Here is a 3,779-nt window from a genome sequence, read left to right on the forward strand (position 1 = left end):
ATTTAGACAATAAATCAAAAAATCAAAGATCAAAAAATTAAGTCCTCATAAGCTGCTCGGAGCTCATTCAGCGCGTGGGTGTCTCCTGCTTTTTTAGCTGTCTCCATGCCTTTTTCATACCATTGAATGGCAGCATCTCTCTCTTCCAATGTTTCCAATAGTTTAGCTAAATGATAATAAGACCCTATATAATCGGGGTTATCGGATAATACCGCTAAAAAAAGTGTTTTAGCATCGTTTAATTGTCCCAGCTTAATATACTCCAATGCCAAAGCATGCCGCAGAAAACTATCCTTCGGATTCTGCTCTAAAAATGCCTGTATTCTTGTGATGCGGTCCATGGGGTAAAGATAGTTCATTGTCCATAGTCCATGGTCAATAGTCCATGGTACAGAATATTGTTCTAAATGACGACCTGAATTACCTAGCTATGATGGCTAAAATTCTTCCCAACCATAGACTATGGACTATCGACCATGGACTACTCAACAAATTTCTCCTGTTAAAAAAAATATCCGAACCTTTGCCGGAAACAAAACTGCCTTATATTTGTAATTAGTTGCATAAACAACTATCTAAACGAATTTCAGCAAAACAATATTGACGTATGAAAATTTTAGTTTGTGTAAGCAAGACACCGGACACCACTTCGAAAATTGCCTTTACGGATGGCAATACCAAATTCGATGAGAATGGGGTGCAGTGGATCATCAATCCTTACGATGAGTGGTATTCTTTGGTACGTGCCATTGAATTGAAAGAAAAAGATCCCGCCACAATCGTGCATCTGGTAACGGTAGGTGGTGCAGATACTGAACCCATCATCCGTAAGGCATTGGCATTGGGTGGTGATGAAGCCATTCGTATCAATACAGACAATAGTGATAGTTATTATATCGCAGCACAGATTGCTGCCATCGCAAAAGATGGCTATGATCTGGTATTCACCGGAAAAGAGACCATTGACTACAATGGGTCTTCCATTGGTGGCATGATCGCTGAAATGATCGATGCGCCTTATATTTCATTGGCTACCAAATTTGAATTGAACGGAACTACGGCTACTGTTACCCGTGAAATTGAAGGTGGAGAAGAAATTGCTGAAGTAGCATTACCTGCTGTCGTAAGTTGTCAGAAAGGTATAGCAGAACAGCGTATTCCGAATATGAGAGGTATCATGGCTGCTCGTACCAAACCATTGAAAGTGGTGGAGCCTGTTGCTGCTGATGCTTTAACGGCTATCGTAAGCTTTGAAATGCCTCCAGCCAAGGCAGGTGTAAAACTGGTGAGTCCGGATAACGTGGCTGAACTGGTGAAATTATTACACGAAGAAGCCAAAGCCATCTAATTTTTCTTTTAACCATCAAACAAAAGACCATGTCTGTTTTAATATTTGTAGATCAATCAGAAGGCCATATCAAGAAAGCTTCTTTTGAAGCCTTGACGTATGGTGTTAAAGTTGCAGAGCAATTGGGTACTACTGCTGAAGCATTGGTATTGGGTAGCGTAAGCGACGATCTTGCATCATTGGGAAAATATGGTGTGAAAAAAGTACACCAAGTCAATAATGCCTCACTGAATCAACTGGATGCACAAGTGTATGCGAAAGTGATTGCTGAAGCAGCCACACAATCAGGTGCTACTGTAGTTGTATTCTCGCATAACCAAACCGGTAAAGCGGTAGCTGCTCGTGTAGCTGTTAGACTGAAAGCCGGTTTAGTAGCAGGAGCTTGTGCATTACCGGATACTAGCAATGGATTTGTAGTACGTAAAACTGTTTTCTCCGGAAAAGCATTTGCCAATGTAAGCATTACTTCTGCTGTGAAAGTGATTTCATTGAATCCGAATAGTTATACCACCATCGCCGGCGAAGGAACTGCGGAAGTAAATCCATTATCCATCGCTGTTGATGCACCAAAAGTGAAAGTAACAGCCGTGAATAAAGTAAGCGGTGAAGTTCCATTGACAGAAGCAGAAATTGTAGTGAGTGGTGGACGTGGATTGAAAGGTCCGGAGAACTGGGGTATTTTATTAGACCTTGCCAAAGAATTGGGTGCAGCTACTGCTTGTAGCCGACCTGTTGGTGATGCACATTGGAGACCACACCATGAGCACGTTGGACAAACCGGTGTTCAGGTAGCACCGAACTTGTACATTGCCATCGGTATCTCAGGAGCTATTCAACACCTTGCCGGTGTGAATCGCAGTAAAGTAATTGTAGTGATCAATAAAGATCCGGAAGCTCCTTTCTTTAAAGCCGCTGATTATGGAATTGTAGGTGATGCGTTTGAAGTGGTGCCGAAGTTAACGGAGGAGATAAAAAAGTTAAAAGCTAAATAATTATTCAAAAGGGATCAAGAAAAGTTGATCCCTTTTTATTTCTAAGGTATCATACAAAAAATATTAGCTTTATTTATAAATTTAGAGTAGTGCCGAACTTGTACATCATTGCGGGTTGTAATGGAGCAGGAAAAACAACAGCCTCTTTTACCATTCTTCCTGAAATACTTGATTGCAAAGAATTTGTAAATGCTGATGAAATTGCAAAAGGGCTTTCGCCTTTTCAACCCGAAAATGTCTCATTTCAAGCAGGCAGGTTAATGCTTGAAAGAGTTGATGAACTCTTAAATAATCGCTCTGATTTTGCTTTTGAAACAACATTAACAACACTATCATACCTAAACACAATCAAAGAGGCAAAAGTAAAAGGCTACTCAATAACGCTTTTATTTTTTTGGCTAGACAATGTAACCCTAGCAATAGAACGCGTTAAAACAAGAGTTAGAGAAGGCGGACATAATATACCAGAAGAAACGATTAAGCGCCGGTATATTCGCGGTATTAAAAATTTAATTAGTAAATTTACTTCAGTATGTGATTATTGGTTAATCATAAACAATTCTAGTAGACCTTTCACTTTTATAGCAGAAGGTCAAGGTGAGAATGAAACCAAAATTTATGACATACTCATTTGGGAACTCATCAAGCAACAGTCTAATGAAAAAGAATGAAATGGATATTGAGAAGCTACGTGAAAAAATCCGCAAAGGTTTGACTTTATCTTTTGAAAAATTATTAATTCAAAAGAAGGCACAAAATGGTGTCATAGTATTATCTGAGAAAGGTCAAATCAAAAAAATAAAAGCTACCGATATCAAATATTGATATTCTTCTTTAAAGCTGCTGATTATGGAATTGTAGGTGATGCTTTTGAAGTGGTGCCGAAGTTGACGGAGGAGATTAAGAAATTGAAGGCGAAATAGTTTTCAATCTATTCATAGAAAAAGGATCGGTAATCACCGATCCTTTTTCATTTAAGTATTGCTAGCTACCTAGTTAACAATTTTAAACACAGTTACGCTACTTGGGAAGAAAATGATTTGATAGACTTGAATATAAGTTTCTTGGTTACTGATTCTTCTTCAATATCAAAATCATCTTGTAAACCCAACCAAAATTTAGCCGAAGTTCCAAAATACTTACTTAGCCTTAATGCTGTGTCTGTCGTGATTCTTCTATTGCCTTTTATGATTTCAGATATACGGGTTTGCGGAATCTCGATATCTTTTGCAAGTCTATAGGCTGAAATTTTCAATGGAATTAAGAATTCTTCACTAAGAATTTCTCCCGGATGAATATTTTTAAGTTTAGCCATATTAGTACGTTTAATGATAATCGATTCTTCACCGTTCTTGGTCGTCTGACCACAGGTGTTCGGAAGATTAAGGAGGATTAGCCCCAAAAAGCTGCTCAAAGGTATTTGGATCACCACCACAAAG

The 3,779-nt window shown here is 38.7% G+C and carries 6 protein-coding genes; 4 read left to right on the top strand and 2 right to left on the bottom strand.

Features of this window, described 5'->3' with window-relative positions; all coding sequences use genetic code 11:
* Positions 1–29 precede the first annotated feature (29 nt).
* Entirely contained in the window at positions 30–341 is a 312-nt protein-coding gene (locus ACTIEV_RS14015) for a hypothetical protein (RefSeq protein ID WP_322195262.1), read from the bottom strand.
* Positions 342–607: 266 nt separating this feature from the next.
* Here ACTIEV_RS14015 and ACTIEV_RS14020 point away from each other — a divergent pair, with 266 nt between their 5' ends.
* The 4 genes from ACTIEV_RS14020 (at position 608) to ACTIEV_RS14035 (ending at position 3,165) form a co-directional block, all read left to right on the top strand.
* Positions 608–1,348: an electron transfer flavoprotein subunit beta/FixA family protein gene (locus ACTIEV_RS14020; protein ID WP_322195264.1), complete on the top strand. Its 741-nt coding sequence runs from the start codon at positions 608–610 to the stop codon at positions 1,346–1,348.
* 29 nt (positions 1,349–1,377) lie between these two features.
* On the top strand, positions 1,378–2,340 hold the full coding sequence (locus ACTIEV_RS14025; protein ID WP_322195267.1) for an electron transfer flavoprotein subunit alpha/FixB family protein: 963 nt from the start codon (positions 1,378–1,380) through the stop codon (positions 2,338–2,340).
* Positions 2,341–2,429: 89 nt separating this feature from the next.
* The gene (locus ACTIEV_RS14030; RefSeq protein ID WP_322195269.1) at positions 2,430–3,011 is read left to right on the top strand and encodes a zeta toxin family protein; all 582 of its coding nucleotides are present in this window, start codon (positions 2,430–2,432) and stop codon (positions 3,009–3,011) included.
* On the top strand, positions 2,998–3,165 hold the full coding sequence (locus ACTIEV_RS14035; protein ID WP_322195271.1) for a hypothetical protein: 168 nt from the start codon (positions 2,998–3,000) through the stop codon (positions 3,163–3,165). Before ACTIEV_RS14030 ends, ACTIEV_RS14035 begins: the two co-directional genes overlap by 14 nt.
* A gap of 190 nt (positions 3,166–3,355) precedes the next feature.
* On the opposite strand, the gene ACTIEV_RS14040 is transcribed toward ACTIEV_RS14035, so the two are convergent.
* The coding region (locus ACTIEV_RS14040; protein ID WP_439516701.1) for a HigA family addiction module antitoxin at positions 3,356–3,779 on the bottom strand (424 nt) is incomplete at its 5' end.

Origin of the sequence: Sediminibacterium sp. (assembly GCF_051861365.1) — a bacterium.
GTDB lineage: Bacteria > Bacteroidota > Bacteroidia > Chitinophagales > Chitinophagaceae > Sediminibacterium.